The sequence below is a fragment of the Labrenzia sp. PO1 genome, from assembly GCF_012273635.1.
Taxonomy (GTDB): Bacteria; Pseudomonadota; Alphaproteobacteria; order Rhizobiales; family Stappiaceae; genus Roseibium; species Roseibium algicola.
The window spans coordinates 449961-464149 of sequence record NZ_JAAXCR010000004.1; the positions used below are offsets into that span (position 1 = coordinate 449961).

Sequence of the window (14189 nt, forward strand, 5' to 3'; positions counted from 1 at the left end):
TTACTCCGCAGGCTGAGCCGTGGCTGCCGCTGTGCCCGGTTGGGCAGCGCTGGCTGCGCGCAGGCGCAGGGCACGCACGCGGCGGCGCAGGATCTCGTTACGCATTGCCATCAGATGCAACACGAAGAACAGCAGCGTAAAGGCGATCGCCATGACCAGCAGCGGCCAGAGAATGTCCGGATGAATGGTTGGGCCGTCCATGCGCATGACGCTTGCCGGCTGGTGAAGCGTATTCCACCAGTCGACTGAAAACTTGATGATCGGCAGGTTCAGCGCGCCGACGAGCGTCAGCACGGCTGCCGCCTTGCCGGCCTTGATCGGATCTTCCATCGTGCGCCACAGCGTCATCAGGCCGAGATACATGATCAGGAGGACCAGGACCGACGTCAGTCGCGCGTCCCAGACCCAGTAGGTGCCCCACATGGGCTTGCCCCAGAGCGACCCGGTCACGAGTGCCATGAAGGTGAAGGCCGCGCCGATGGGGGCCGCGCTCTTGGCGGAAACATCCGCCAGCGGGTGTTTCCACACAAGGGTGCCAAGTGAGGACAGCGCCATTACGGAATAGCACATCATGCTGAGCCAGGCGGCCGGCACGTGGATATACATGATCCGCACGGTGTCGCCCTGCTGATAGTCTTCAGGCGCAACGAAGAAGCTCATGTAGAGCCCGGCGGCGAACGCAATGACGCACAAGCCGATAAGCCAGGGCAGAACCACCTGGACCAGCCTCAAAAATCGCGTCGGATTTGCATAATCCCAAATTGCCATGGAACCGTTCTAATCTAGAGCGTTGTCCGCTTCAATGGACGAGTATGCCGCAGGGTGCATTGCGCGGTGTCAATTTGCCGTCAATCTCCTGCAAACCGAAGCGCCGCGGCAGCGGCAAGCGGGCCGATCACCGCCGCAATCAGCGACAGCGAACACAGGATCAGGAACGGCGTCAGAAACGGCACAGGATCATGAATAGCGGCATCCGCGGCACTGACGCCGAAAATCAGCACGGGAATGGCTAGCGGTATCACCAGCACGGCCAGCAGCAGTCCACCGCGGCGCAACGAGACAGTGAGGGCCGCACCGATGGCGCCGATCAGCGTCAGGGCCGGTGTGCCGACCAGCAGCGTGAGCGTGACGGCTCCCGTGGCGACGGGGTCGAGATTGAGAAAGATGCCGAGCAGGGGGGCGGCGATCACCAGCGGCAGGCCCGTTGCGACCCAGTGCGCCAGGCACTTGATCAGCACAAGCAGTTCCAGCGACCGTCCGGCCATCAGCATCAGGTCCAGCGTTCCGTCCTCCCGATCTGCCTGAAACAGCCTGTCCAGTCCGAGGAGCGTCGCCAGCAGCGCACCGATCCACAAGATGGCAGGACCGATGCGGGAAAGCAGGTTCAGATCCGGACCGACGCCGAAGGGAATGACAGTGACAACGGCCAGAAAGAACAGCACACCGACAAGCGCGCTGCCGCCGACGCGCACAGACAGCCGAAGATCCCGCCGAAACAGCACAACAGCCCAGGAACTCATGCGGGCAGATCCTCCTCGTGCAGCGAAACGGGATCAGCGGTGCGCAGATGCAGGATCTTGGTTCTGGCAAGGGCCAGATCGGTGTGGGTCGCGGTAATGATCATGCCGCCGGCGGACAGATGTCCGTTCATCAGGTCCAGAAGCTGGCCTTCCGATGCCTTGTCCAGCGCCGACGTCGGCTCATCCATTAACCAGATCGGCCGGGGCGTGACCAGAAGCCGGGCAAGGGCCAGGCGCCTCGTCTGACCGGCGGAGAGAAATCCTGCCGGCAGGTCTGTCGTGTGGCCTATGCCGAGGAGATCAAGCGCTTCCTCGGGAGACATTGCCGTTGCGCCAAAGACAGATGCCGAAACCGGTGAGGTGAAGCCTTGCCAGAACGTCAGGTTTTCCAGCACCGAAAGGGCTGCCTTGACCGCGTTCTGATGACCGAAATAATGGGCGTGTTCAGCCGGCGACCGGTCGGCTTCTCCCTGTTCCAGCCGAAGCGTGCCGCCAGCCAGCGCGACAAGACCTGCCAGCGTCCGCAGCAGCGACGACTTGCCGATGCCGTTCGCGCCCGTCACGACCAGTGCCGTGCCGGAGGGAAGATCAAAGGACAGGTCCTGAAACACCCGGCGTCCGCCGCGATCGATGGTCAGGTTTTCGGCAATCAGTCTCAGGGGAATGCTCCGGCGGCAGGTTGGGTTGAACCTTGTTAGTTGGCCGCACTGTTATGATGCAAGGAAAATTCCCCGCCTTGTCTTTGCTCAAAGACAAAACACCCGGGGCTTGCCCCGGGTGCTCTGGTGTCCGGACCCGCTTGCCGGACAATTTCAAAAAGCAGCGCGGTTTGCCCGCGTTGCTGGGCGATCAGTCGAACACAGATGCGATCTGGTCGACGCTGACGCCTTCCTTGATTTCACGCAGGCGCGCATAAATCAGTGCGACAAGGATACTCAGGAAACCTGCGCCGACTGTGGAAATGGCAGCGAACAGGATGATGCCGATGACCATGCCGATGCTGCCGGCCGAGGCCACGAGGCCGACGACGAACAGAGCGACGATGTTGATGATGGTCGCACAGATGATGGCCAGTACCAGCGCACCCAGGATCGGCCAGCGGTATTCCTTGGTGAGATACTTGCTGCGGCCAAGACCACCGAAGCCGGCGCGTTCAATCACCACGGCCGGTGCCATGACGGCGAATACCGCATAGACCCAAAGGCCCGGAACGACCAGCAGGACCAGGCCGATACCAACCAGGATCGAGACGACGATCGAGAGGATCGCCAGCGGCACGACAGCGCTCAGGGCCGGACCGAAGTAACGGCCAAGCTGTACCGGGCGCGACAGCTTCGCGTCATAGGCAAGCTGCACCAGAAGTGCGGTGGTGATGGAATAGACCACCATGCTGACGAGGATCGACAGCACGTTGGCAACAGCGCTGCCGGGGCCGGTGAACTCCTGCGGCTGGATGCCGAGTGCGGCTCCGAAGCCGACCAGCAGGCCGGAAATCAGGAAGCCGATCAGGTTCGGCACGAAGCCGACGATGACGACCTGAATGAAATGCTTGAGGAGGATCGAGAAGCTCTCGCCGATGATGGAGCCAACGCCAAGGGAGGCCGTGGGCTGGCTTAGGGTCGTGTCGGTCATTCAATTGCTCCGTAAAACTTCCAATAGTTTTTTCAAAAGTGGTTATCTAATTCCAGCCCACATGCCAACGAACGCTGCCCGCCAAACGGGAGGAGCGACGATCATCCGCCTGAAGCCGTGGACTGTCCGAAAACCGGTAGATCCCGATCGCATGAGCATCTTGCCCGCCCTCTGCCGAAGACAGTTACTCTTGCGATTTTTCACCATAAATCCTTCTGCAGCAGGTCACAAGCGGGGCCTTGCGCGGAAGTTCAACCCTCCTGACACTCAGTCGAAGACATCGGCGACCTGGTCAACGCTGATACCTTCCTTGATTTCGCGCAGTCGCGCGTAAACCAACGTGGCAAGGATTGCCAACGGTCCGCTTGCCAGCGCGTTGGTTGCGGCAAAGACGGGCAGGGCCCAGACGTAACTTCCCTCACGGGCGAGAAGCTCCACTGGAAAGGCGCCGGCAATCGTGACGGCCAGCGAGCAAAGCCAGACCGGCAGCAGTGCGCCTGCAATCTGCCAACGATAGGTTTTCGTCAGCGCCCAGCTGCGGCTCATGCCGCTGAAGCCAACCCGTTCAATGACGACAGCGGGGGCCAAAACCGAGAAGACCGAACATCCCCACAGGGCGACAAAAGGAAGAACCGCAAGTGCCGTAATGGAAATCAGGGTCGTATTCACAAAGATCGCAATGAAGACCAGCGGCAGCGCAATGCACACGAAGATGACGACCAACAGCCCGTTTTGCAGGCAGATCGGTGCGCTGGCCTTGAGGGCCGGCAGCAAATAGCGGGCAATCGAGACCGGGCGGTTCAACCGGGCGTCATAGGTCAGCTGGGCGAGAAAGGCCGCAGTCACGGCAAAAACGATCACATCGACAAAGGCCGTCGCAAGGTCGACGAGGCCGGCCAGGTCGCTGGTGTCGTCCGTTTTCAGATTGAGCGCGGCATCGACGCCGACAAGCGATCCAGCCAGCAGAGCGCCCAGGAGGCTGACTACAAAACCGATCGCAAGCACCGGCAAAAGATTCCGGATCGTGATGGAAAAACTGGTTCCTATCAGCGCGCCGATCCCAAGTGACTGCCGGACATGGCGCCCCTGCGACCCCTCGGACTGGCCAACCCGATCAAGGAAATAGGCTCTGAGGCTATGATTGTCCTGTTTCTGCAATCTGGCTGATCCACTTGATGACTGGAGCCGGAGAGGGCGAAAGGTCTATTTTTCCTCGCCGGATTGGGCGTAGTGCTTGTTTTCCCGCTTGTCGCCGAACAGCTGGCGTTGCTCGAGATGTTCCCGCTGGGCGTTGTAGAACGCCTGCAGGAACGGCAAACGATCCACCGGAGGAACCGGAGCGGCATAGCCGATCTTCTTGCGGATCTTTTCCACGATGGCTTCCAGGGTGGCGTTCCGCTGGTGGGCAGCTTCGGCTCCGGACGGTGTATTCTGGCCACGCAGCAGCGTTTCCAGTGTCTGCAGTTCGAAGGCGCCGTAGTGGTCGAGCTGATGGGACAGGAAGACGAATTTCTTGCGTGCTGTCCCGGTCGCGACCGTCTCGCTGGCCAGATCCTTCAAAAGCACCGGCACCGGCAGGTGGATGACATGGGTGCCTGCCATCATGTCGCCAAGCCGGCGCCGGTAGCGGTTGAACAGGGGGATCATCAGCGACATGGCAACCCAGGCAAAAGCGGCAAGCGAGGCAAGCGGCGTTGCCGAATCCAGCGTCAGCAGAAGCGTCCCGGGCAGGAAGATCTCTGCCTCCTTCATCAGGTTTCGCAGGACAAGCGCGCGGGCGGTCAGCGGTCCGCCGTCATGGGAAACCACCTTGATCTTCATCAGCCGTTTGCCGAGGGTCTGACCGTTCCAGGCCAGTTCGGCCAGCACATAGTAAGGAACCCGGATCAGGAAGAACAGCAGGGCGGCGATGGCCATCAGTGTCTGCGGTGTCGTCAGGTTGATCAAAGCGAGCAGGATCACCAGGCAGGTCGCGGCAATCGCGGTCAGGATGATATCGATGAGCTGGGCAGAAAAGCGCACCCCAACACCCGCGATGGGCAGCGTCAGTGCAACGCCCTCCGGCGGCACAAGCGTTGACGCCGGTGGCCGGTCGGTCTTGGTTCGTTTCCAGAAACGCACTCTCATCGCCGGCTCCGGCCTCCCAGCAGGAACCAGGACAGCCAGAGCGCACCGATCCCCCAGCCGATGATCAGCCGGGCGTCAAGGCTCTGCACCAGTTGCCGGCCGAAGCCTTCCAGAAGTGCGGCCGCCACCAGCATGATGGCTGCGACAATCGCCAGTTTCACAGCATCGCGACCGGCTTCGCGCAAGGCAACGCTGCGCGATCTGTCACCCGGAAAAAGCACCGCGGCCCCCAGTTGCAAGCCGCCGCCGCAGGCAATGCAGATGGCCGAGATTTCGGTGACGCCATGGATCGACAGCCAGCCGACGAGATCGAGGCCCAGACCCCGGTCGACGTGAAGGGCGAGGAAGGCACCGAGCGACAGGCCGTTATAGAATGTCAGCAAGACGGCAGGGGCGCAGGCGAAGACACCAAGACCGAAAACAAAGATCGCGATGCGGGTGTTGTGGGAAAACAGATAGGTCGCGAAGGCACCGAGCCCGCTTGCCTGGTCGGTGCCGTAGATGACCGAGCGCAGGGATTCCGTGGTCGCGTCCGGCCCACGGTTGCCGGCAAGTTCGGCCGGCATCATCACGTAGAACCAGTCGTTGTTCTCGAAATAGAGCAGATAACCCGTGAGGGCCCCTAGCGCCATGCACAGGAACCCGATCAGAATGTAGAACCAGGACCGGCGCATCGCCCGTGGCGCGCCTTCCCTCAGGAAGTGCTCCAGCAGGCCTCCAAGCCGTTCCTGCGGGGCGTAGACGCACAGATATGCACGGGCCGTAAGCGCTTCCAGATAGCCGAGCAGGGCCTTGTCGAGCGAGATTTCGCGGGCAATCGCGAGCGAGGTCGTCGCCTGCCGGTAAAGAGAGGCAAGATCTCGGGTCTCTGCGAATTCCATATGCTGAAGGCCCTGGCCTTCGGCCTTGCGAACCAGGGTTTCCAGCCTTTGCCAGTCGGCTTCCCGTTCCTTCCGGAACCGGGCGGAGCGCATCAGATCCTGTGTGTCCATCAGATCAGCTCCCGGGCCTTGATTTCAAGATAGGCGGAAATCAGCCGCGCGGTCACGGCATTCGGTTTGGCGTCGACGATGGTGACGCCCATTCGGGACAGTTTTTCGAACACCAGGCGGCGTTCATTGAGTGCCTGGTTGGCGGCAACAAGCGTGGCCGCGCCATCGAGATCTCCCGGTGGCGTTTCCACCAGCTTCTCAAGGTCGGGATCGCGGATTGCGACGAAGATCAGCAGGTGCCGCTTGGCCAGGATGCCGATGTTCTCCACCAGCAATTCGGCCGATGTGGTGTCGACGAAATCAGTGAAGATGATCAGCAGACTGCGTTTGGGCGTCCGGGCGTTCAACTCGGTGAGCGCGAGGGTGTGGTTGGTTTCGCGGCTGACATAGGAAAGCTCCGCCGTCCAGCTGCGCAGCCGTGCAAACGCCGTCCTGCCCGGAGCGGGGGCGGAGAAGGTGCGCGGTTTGACGTCGTAGGAATAATAGCCGACCAGATCACCGCCAATGGCAGCCGCCCAGGCGGTCGCCAGCGCTGCGGTCACGGCGTGGTCGATCTTCGGCAGGCCGCCGATCTCCTCGCGCATCAGATAGCCGTTGTCGAGTGCGACAATGACATGGTGATTGCGCTCGGCGCGCAATTCCTTGGCGACCAGAGATCGCCGTCGGGCCGACCGCTTCCAGTCGATCGTCTTGATGTCCATGCCCTGGACGAAATCCCGCAGTTGCTGGAATTCCGATCCTTCACCGACAGCGCGGTTTTCCTTCACGCCGTAAAGCGTCGACAGAACGGTGGTGGTGATCTGCCCGGACTGGACCATGCGGATGTTCGGGACCACGCGGATTTCTGCGCCGACGGCCAGTTTCGGCACGAACTCCAGCAGTTTGAGGCGCGAGTGCCAGGATAGCCAGAGATGGTCCACGCGCCAGACGCCGCGCCGGATCGCCCGGCAGGCAACCTCCGCCCGCGAGCTGCCGTCCACTGCCGGGGCAAACGCGAACTCCGCGTCGCCGCCGAGGCCTTCCGGCCAGTCCAGTTTCGCTCGCAGGGCCAAGGGCGCCTGGGCAAGTTCCAGTTGAAGCTTTGCCGTCTCACCGACAAATACCTCCGCCGGAGCCTCGAACGTCAGGTTCTGCGGTCGCCGGAGTGACATGGCCATGTCGATGACGACCAGAAGCACGAGCACGATCCAGGGAACCGCGCCGATTTCACGCGCAGCGCCCCCGGTGACAACCGTGATCACCGAGATGGCCAGAGCCAATGCGCCAAAGGCGAGCAGTCGTTTGGACGGCCGGATCAGCGGGGAGCCTCGATCTGGTTGAGGATGTTTTCCAGGACCTGCGCCGGGCTGCGGCCTTCGATTTCCGCCGCCGGGCCGAGAACGATCCTGTGGCGGAGGGCCGGCACGAACAGACGTTTGACGTCGTCGGGAATGGCGTAATCGCGTCCATTGAGCGCCGCCGTTGCCCGTGCCGCACTTGCCAGCGCGTCGGCCGCGCGGGTCGAGGCACCGAAGGCGATTTCGGAACTTTGGCGGGTCGCGCGGATCAGGCGCAGGATATAAGCGAGGATGTCATCCTTCAGGATGATGCTATCGACCAGCGCCCTTGTTTCCTCAAGGGTGGCGGAATCGAGTACCTTGGACAGCGTGGCGGTTTCCATGCCGGCTTCCAGCGGCTTGTCCGCGTGCTGGCGAAGGATCGCCATCTCGATGTCTTCGGGCGGGAAGTCGATCACCAGCTTGAACAGGAACCGGTCGAGCTGGGCTTCCGGCAGGGGATAGGTGCCCTGCTGCTCGATGGGGTTCTGGGTTGCCACGACAATGAATTCCCGTCCGAGGGAATGATCCGTGCCGTCGATGCTGACCATGCGTTCGCTCATGGCCTGCAGCAGGGCGGCCTGGGTCTTGGGTGGGGCGCGGTTGATTTCGTCGGCCAGCAGCACCTGCGAGAACACGGGGCCCTTGGTCAGCACGAAGGCGTTGGTGCGGAAATCGAAGATCGAGGTGCCGAGCACGTCGCCGGGCATCAGGTCCGGCGTGAACTGGATACGGCCGAAATCGAGTGCCAGAGCCGCCGAGAAACTGCGGGCAAGCAGCGTCTTGGCGGTGCCGGGAGGGCCTTCCAGCAGCACGTGGCCGCGGGCAAACAAGGCGATCAGCAACAGGTCGATGATGTCGTCCTGACCGAGTACGGTTCGGCCGATCTCCGTCCGCAAGGCATCGGTCCGTTCGCGCAGCGCTTCAAGCGTCATGGGTTATTTGCTCCAATACCTGTTCCAATTGGTCGATTTGCTGGATGGCTTCCGTGGCCGGAAGCCGGGCAGGCAGTTTTCGTATGTCGGCCAGGATCGCGCGCAGGCGCGGTGCAAGGGCCGGATGCCGGCGTTCGGTGTAGGTCAGGAAGGCGTCTTCCCCGGCATAGTGGCGCGCATGGGCCGGACCGAACAGGGCAGAGGCCGTCGCCGAAATACGGGCGGTCGCATATTCGCGAATGAGAGCGCCATCCTGCCCGGAAAGCCGCATCAGCCTTGCGCGCGCCTGGACCGCCAGATCCTTGCCGGCGCCAGGTCCCGCTTCTTCGTCGCGGATGGGGCCGTAGCGGATGAAGCTGCGCCAGAGCGCCAGCCCCAGCAACAGTGCTGTGCCGAGCCACAGGGTCAGGAAGGGCGGTCCGAAGAAACGGAGCAGATCTTCCCAGGTGCGCTCGCGCTTGGGTTCGCTCACGGGATCGCGCAGCCAAGAGGAGCGGCTGTAGTCGATGACGATATTCCGGGTGCCGGCCTTTTCGGTCAGAACATCAAGGGCAATGCCGGCATTGTCGCCCAATCGCAGGCCGTGGTTGTTGATCAGGTCCGGATCGGATAGCACCAGAATGCGCTCCTGCTCACCGTCACCGGCATTGGCGAGCGGGCAATCGGCCAGCAGCATTGCGCCGGTGTCACCGACGATCGGGCGGCAGGCCTCGTTGGCGAAGGTCTGGGCGGCGTAGATCTCCGCCCGCAAGGGCTCGCCTTGCTGTGACTGGTACCGGAAGTCGGAGAAGGGCCGAGTTGCGGCGGTAATTTTCGTGCCGCTGGTGCCGGTCACCTTGTTGACGATTGTCTGCAGCCGGTCCGCCTCAACCTTCAGGAAAGGGTGGGCAAGGCCTGTCAGGCGCATGCCACTGCGCCATTTCGGCAGCACAAGCAGCGTTGGAACACGCTCGGCCTTTTCCAGGACGACCGCGGTCGCCAGATCGTACTCGTCCTGCTGCAGCAGCAGTTCTTCCTTGGTGCGAGGGCTGCTGCGTTCGCTGTCCGGCAGCGTATCGTAAAGCGGTACCACCAGCAGGCCGACCGCTGTCTGGTCCATCAGCCAGCCGCCGGCAAAATTCTGCGCACTGGCCCCATTTGTCGCCAGCCAGACCTGCAGGCCGTCCAGCCCGGCGGGCGAGCGGCGCAAGACCTGCTGGCGCTGGGACAGGATGTACCAGCCGGCTATCAGAACCGCGACGCAGATCAGGGCGATAACGGCGGTTTCCAGGCTCGGGCCCTTCGGCCGCGTATTTGCAGCGCTCTCGCTCATGCCGCCTCCGGACCCAGCAGGTAGCGGCAGTTTGCAACATGGTCGTTGAACTCGTCTTCGCTGACGTTTCTGCCGCCGAATTGCACTCGTTCGGCCATAGTCACAAGCTTGCGCAGCAGTTCCCTCGCCTGGCTTTCGGGCAACTGGCGCAAGGCGTCGCGTGCCGTCCAGCTGCGCTGCATCAGGATGCCGTTGGCTGCAATGGCGGTGGCCAGCACCTTTTGCGTCAGCAGGACAAGGGCTCTCTGCCGATCTTCCATGCGCAGGATCTCGTCAAGCGGAGCGAGTTTTTCCGCCCAGATCGGGGCCTGTCCGCGGATCCGGGGGCGGGTGCTGTCGGGGTTGCCGGCCTCCCGGCCTAGCGACACCGTGAACCGTCCACCGAAGCGCAGGAAGAAATAGGCAACGGCAACAAGGATGCCGCCTACGATCAGGCCCGGAATCCAGCGGTTGTCGATGGTCGGGTCTGCCTGATCCGCCGCAGGTTTCGGCGGCTCCTGGGTGGTGTCCAGTTTGGGTGGTGGTGCGGAGGGGTCGAAATAGGCCACGTCCGTATCGATCCCGCGCAGACGGATTGCACGCAGGTACTCCGTGCCCGAGTCGCCGATTTCAAGCGGTTCCTGAACGGCTTCTTGTGCATATGAGGGGAGCAAAGTCCCTGAAAGGATCAATAAAAAACAGACGATCAAAAATCGGCGCATGACGGGTTTATTAGCGGCTCGTTCTGAGCTTCGCAACCGACAGCTGCTGCCAGGGTTCCGTTAGGATCTCGCTCCCCGTTTTTACCCAGGGCATTCACTGCCCGATCCGCTCCAGATGCTCGCCGAAATAGAGCATGTTCCCGTCCGGGTCCCTTGCGCCGAATTCGCGCATGTCCCAGGGCCGGTCGGTGATCGCCTCGGCGATATCGGCGCCCGCTTCTGTCACCGAGGTGTAATAGCCGTCGATCCCGGCCACGAAGCAATAGGCCGTCGCCGGATGCCGTCCGGCCCCGGCCGACAGATGCAATTCGACATGGTCCCGGCACAAAATGGCATAGCGGACGGGCTCGGCCTCCGTATCCGCCCATTCGAACCGGCTCTCGAACAGGAGCCTGTTCCGGTAATAGGCGACAGCCGCCTTCAGGTCGGAAACCGGAAAGACCGGAGCGATATGGGAGAGATGCGGTGGTTTGGTATCTGGCATGAGGAAACCTCCGGAACTGCCTGAGGTTGAGCCTGACGGACTTTTCCACCAGTGGCAAATAACAAAAGCGCCCTGCAGCGTAGCTGCATGGCCCGATCCGGAATCCAGTGAATCAGCGTGAGCGAAAGCGAGCGCAAACTCAAACAAGCATCCGACACTTAAAAAAGACGCGCCTGCGGCGCGAAGCATGCGCTGGGATCCGGATCAGCGCGCAGCTTCACTGCACTTGTCCGGAATGACTCGCTGGGGGGTATCCAAAAAAAACGGGCCCCTAAGGGCCCGCTTCGATCTCACCTGACTTGAAAAGCCAGCCCTCAGCTCGTCACGAGGTTCCTGAGCACATAGTGCAGGATGCCGCCGGCCTTGATGTATTCCAGCTCGTCCAGCGTATCGACGCGGCACAGGCACTCGATGGTCTTGGTGGTGCCGTCCTCATAGGTGACTTCGACGTCCATCATCTGGCGCGGCTGGATGTCGGCGATGCCCTTGATGGTCACGCGTTCCTTGCCGGTGATGTTGTGCGACTGCCAGCTCTCGCCTTCCTTGAAGGTGAGCGGGATGACGCCCATGCCGACCAGGTTGGAGCGGTGGATGCGCTCGAAGGACTGGGCGATGACCGCACGCACGCCAAGGAGGTTGGTGCCCTTCGCGGCCCAGTCACGGGACGAGCCCGTGCCGTATTCCTTGCCGGCGAAGATGACCAGCGGAACACCTGCTTCCTTGTATTCCATGCAGGCGTCGTAGATCCATTCCTTCTTGCCGTCCTTCATGGTGACGCCGCCTTCGACACCCGGAACCATCTGGTTCTTGATGCGGATGTTGGCGAAGGTGCCGCGCATCATGACTTCATGGTTGCCGCGGCGCGAGCCGTAGGAGTTGAAGTCCTTCTGGGCGACCTGATGCTCGGACAGGTATTTGCCGGCCGGGCTGTCCAGCTTGATCGAGCCGGCCGGTGAAATGTGGTCGGTGGTGATCGAATCCAGGAACAGGCCCATGACCGCCGCATTCTCGATGTCCTGAAGCGGCTTCGGCTCCATGGTCATGCCTTCGAAGTAGGGCGGGTTCTGGACGTAGGTCGAGGACACCGGCCAGGAGTAGGTCAGGCCGCCTTCCACCTTGATGCCCTGCCAGTGCTCGTCGCCCTTGAAGACGTCGGAATAGCGGGTGCGGAACATCTCCTCGTTGATCGAGGCGCGGATGAGGTCGGTGATCTCTTCCGTGGTTGGCCAGATGTCCTTCAGGTAGACCGGGTTGCCGTCCTGATCCTCGCCGAGGGGATCCTCGGTGATGTTGATGTTCAGGTTGCCCGCAAGGGCATAGGCGACCACCAGCGGCGGCGAGGCCAGGTAGTTGGCGCGCACGTCCGGATTGACGCGACCTTCGAAGTTGCGGTTGCCGGACAGCACCGAGCAGGCAATCAGGTCGTTGTCGTTGACCGCCTTGGAGATCGCCGGGTCCAGCGGACCGGAGTTGCCGATACAGGTGGTGCAGCCGTAACCGGCCAGCGTGAAGCCGAGCGCGTCGAGATCGTCCTGAACGCCAGCCTTTTCAAGATAGTCGGTCACGACCTGGGACCCGGGCGCCAGGGAGGTTTTCACCCATGGCTTGACCTTCAGGCCCTTCTTCAGCGCGTTGCGGGCCACGAGGCCGGCGCCGATCAGAACGGACGGATTGGAGGTGTTGGTGCAGGACGTGATGGCGGCGATCACAACGTCACCGTTGCCGATGTCGTAGTCCTTGCCTTCAACGGCAACGCGCTTGGACAGCTCGCCTGCCTTCTTGAACTCGTCCGTCATGGTCTTGGCGAAACCGGCTGCGGCATCGGCAAGATTGATACGGTCCTGCGGGCGCTTCGGTCCGGAAATCGACGGAACGACGGTGGAAATGTCGAGTTCCAGCGTGTCGGTGAAAACCGGCTCCTCGCCGCCGGAGCGGTACATGCCCTGCGCCTTGGAGTATTCGGCAACCAGGGCGACGCGGTCCTTGTCGCGGCCGGTGGCTTCCAGGTACTTCAGGGTTTCCTTGTCGACCGGGAAGAAGCCGCAGGTCGCGCCGTATTCCGGCGCCATGTTGGCGATGGTGGCCGCATCTTCCAGCGACAGGTTGTCGAGGCCGGGGCCATAGAATTCGACGAATTTGCCGACGACACCCTTCTGGCGCAGCATTTCCACGACGCGCAGCACGAGGTCGGTCGCGGTGATGCCTTCGTTCAGCTTGCCGGTCAGCTTGAAGCCGACAACTTCCGGGATCAGCATGGAGATCGGCTGGCCGAGCATGGCGGCTTCCGCCTCGATGCCGCCGACGCCCCAGCCCAGAACCGCCAGGCCGTTGACCATGGTTGTGTGGCTGTCGGTGCCGACCAGCGTGTCGGGATAGGCGACGGTTTCACCGTCCTCGTCCCTGGTCCAGACGGTCTGGGCCAGGTACTCCAGGTTCACCTGGTGGCAGATGCCGGTTCCCGGGGGGACGGCACGGAAATTGTTGAAGGCGGACTGGCCCCAGCGCAGGAACTCGTAGCGCTCGCGGTTGCGCTCATATTCCAGTTCGACGTTCTGCCTGAAGGCGTCCTTGGTGCCGAAATAGTCGATCATCACCGAGTGGTCGATGACAAGGTCGACCGGAACCAGCGGGTTGACCTTCTCCGGGTCGCCGCCGAGCTTCACGGCAGCATCGCGCATGGCAGCAAGGTCGACCACGGCCGGAACACCGGTGAAGTCCTGCATCAGCACGCGGGCCGGGCGATAGGAGATCTCGTGATCGGACTTGCGGGTCTTCAGCCATTCGGCGCAGGCAAGGATATCTGCCTTGGTCACCGTGCGGCCGTCTTCGAAGCGCAGCAGGTTCTCAAGCACCACCTTCAGCGAGAACGGCAGCCTGGAAACACCTTCGAGGCCGTTCTTCTCCGCTTCGGGAATGGAAAAATAGGTGTAGGTCTTGCCGCCGGCGGTCAGTGTTTTCTTACACTTGAAGCTGTCGAGGGACTGGGTCACGACGTGCGATCTCCTTTATTGTCCAAAAGGCCCGGGCCGCGTGTGCGCCGGTGCCTGGCATACTCTCTCAAGGCTCCGGAAACGGAGCTGCAGCGCTCTGTCATCCGGCATCCTTCCGCGCGGGTACGATGAGAGCCTCTCCCTCAGTCGCCGCCGCAAATTGATGCGCCGCACCTATAG

Annotated in this window: 13 protein-coding genes; all 13 read right to left on the bottom strand. The window is 62.2% G+C overall.

The annotated features are described in order from the left end of the window. The gene (locus HCG46_RS22245) at positions 1-768 is read right to left on the bottom strand and encodes a heme ABC transporter permease (RefSeq protein WP_023002743.1); all 768 of its coding nucleotides are present in this window, start codon (positions 766-768) and stop codon (positions 1-3) included. Between the two features lie 80 nt (positions 769-848). Further along, positions 849-1520: a heme exporter protein CcmB gene (gene ccmB / locus HCG46_RS22250; protein ID WP_023002744.1), complete on the bottom strand. Its 672-nt coding sequence runs from the start codon at positions 1518-1520 to the stop codon at positions 849-851. Then, positions 1517-2185, bottom strand: coding sequence for a heme ABC exporter ATP-binding protein CcmA (gene ccmA, locus HCG46_RS22255; RefSeq protein WP_353621835.1), 669 nt, complete (start codon positions 2183-2185; stop codon positions 1517-1519). Before ccmA ends, ccmB begins: the two co-directional genes overlap by 4 nt. A gap of 184 nt (positions 2186-2369) precedes the next feature. Continuing rightward, on the bottom strand, positions 2370-3152 hold the full coding sequence (locus HCG46_RS22260) for a hypothetical protein (protein ID WP_023002746.1): 783 nt from the start codon (positions 3150-3152) through the stop codon (positions 2370-2372). 267 nt (positions 3153-3419) lie between these two features. Then, complete coding sequence (locus tag HCG46_RS22265; protein WP_168687402.1) at positions 3420-4310, bottom strand: hypothetical protein; 891 nt, start codon at positions 4308-4310, stop codon at positions 3420-3422. A 45-nt stretch (positions 4311-4355) separates the two neighbouring features. Further along, on the bottom strand, positions 4356-5279 hold the full coding sequence (locus HCG46_RS22270; RefSeq protein ID WP_168687403.1) for an RDD family protein: 924 nt from the start codon (positions 5277-5279) through the stop codon (positions 4356-4358). Next, positions 5276-6271 carry a stage II sporulation protein M gene (locus HCG46_RS22275; RefSeq protein WP_023002749.1) on the bottom strand — a complete coding sequence of 332 codons (996 nt, stop codon included), beginning with the start codon at positions 6269-6271 and terminating at the stop codon, positions 5276-5278. Before HCG46_RS22275 ends, HCG46_RS22270 begins: the two co-directional genes overlap by 4 nt. Further along, complete coding sequence (locus HCG46_RS22280; protein ID WP_209009582.1) at positions 6271-7512, bottom strand: DUF58 domain-containing protein; 1242 nt, start codon at positions 7510-7512, stop codon at positions 6271-6273. Before HCG46_RS22280 ends, HCG46_RS22275 begins: the two co-directional genes overlap by 1 nt. Before the next feature lie 53 nt (positions 7513-7565). Continuing rightward, positions 7566-8522, bottom strand: a complete 957-nt coding sequence (locus tag HCG46_RS22285; protein WP_055659892.1) for a MoxR family ATPase — start codon at positions 8520-8522, stop codon at positions 7566-7568. After that, positions 8512-9834 carry a hypothetical protein gene (locus tag HCG46_RS22290; protein ID WP_168687404.1) on the bottom strand — a complete coding sequence of 441 codons (1323 nt, stop codon included), beginning with the start codon at positions 9832-9834 and terminating at the stop codon, positions 8512-8514. The genes HCG46_RS22285 and HCG46_RS22290 overlap by 11 nt, the downstream gene beginning before the upstream one ends. Then, positions 9831-10487 (bottom strand): DUF4129 domain-containing protein, encoded by a 657-nt coding sequence (locus HCG46_RS22295; RefSeq protein ID WP_062486494.1) that lies wholly within the window; start codon positions 10485-10487, stop codon positions 9831-9833. The genes HCG46_RS22290 and HCG46_RS22295 overlap by 4 nt, the downstream gene beginning before the upstream one ends. A 142-nt stretch (positions 10488-10629) precedes the next feature. Continuing rightward, positions 10630-11019, bottom strand: coding sequence for a VOC family protein (locus tag HCG46_RS22300; RefSeq protein WP_023002754.1), 390 nt, complete (start codon positions 11017-11019; stop codon positions 10630-10632). A 314-nt stretch (positions 11020-11333) separates the two neighbouring features. Next, positions 11334-14009: an aconitate hydratase AcnA gene (acnA, locus tag HCG46_RS22305; RefSeq protein ID WP_023002755.1), complete on the bottom strand. Its 2676-nt coding sequence runs from the start codon at positions 14007-14009 to the stop codon at positions 11334-11336. Between the last annotated feature and the right edge of the window lie 180 nt (positions 14010-14189).